This window comes from Nonomuraea basaltis, assembly GCF_005893125.1.
Lineage (GTDB): Bacteria > Actinomycetota > Actinomycetes > Streptosporangiales > Streptosporangiaceae > Nonomuraea > Nonomuraea basaltis.
Genome location: NZ_VCJS01000632.1, coordinates 1 through 655 on the forward strand (window position 1 = coordinate 1; position 655 = coordinate 655).

A 655-nucleotide genomic window follows, 5' to 3' on the forward strand; every position below is an offset into this window, starting at 1 on the left:
ATCGAGGCGCGGGAGGCGAACGTGTTCCGCGCCGTCCTGCGTACACCAGGTGAGGGCGACGAGCTGCTGGCCGCCCGAGGCATCCGGCCGGCGCGTTATGACGTCGTCGTGCTGATCCGCACCGCGTCCGTGGAGGCCGCGCTGGCACTGCGCGAGAGCGCCGCCTACAAGGAGCTCGCCGCGACGCTCCGCGCCGCGGCCCGCCGTACCCACGAGATCGTCGCGAGCAACGCCGGACGGCTCGGCGACGTGGACCACAGCCAGAACCATTGCTTCCTGTTCAACTACTTCTACGCCGACGACCGCGAGACCCTGCTGAAGGTGTGGGAGTACACCGCCGGGTGGTTCCAGGCCAAGACCGCGCTGCCCAACTCCGCCCTGATGCAGCCGCTGGAGGGCGAGCCCGCCGACTACGGGCTCGTCAACCACGCGAGCTGGCCGAACTGGCGGACCTTCCTACCCAGCCTGATCTTCCGGCCCACCTTCCGCCGCTTCGTGCTGGCCAACTTCAAGGCCAACGGCATCGCCGCGCAGCCGATCATCTACCGCCGAGTGTGACCTACCCTCAGATCAGTCCTGGGAGCCTGGTCAGTTCGGCGCGCGAGGAGACGCCCAGCTTGGGAAAGGCCTTGTACAGGTGGGAGGCGACCGTGCG

Annotated in this window: 1 pseudogene; it reads left to right on the forward strand. The window is 68.7% G+C overall.

The window, feature by feature from the left end:
- Nucleotides 1-558 (forward strand): annotated as a pseudogene (locus EJK15_RS72515) (hypothetical protein); the annotation flags it as partial.
- Nucleotides 559-655: the final 97 nt, after the last annotated feature.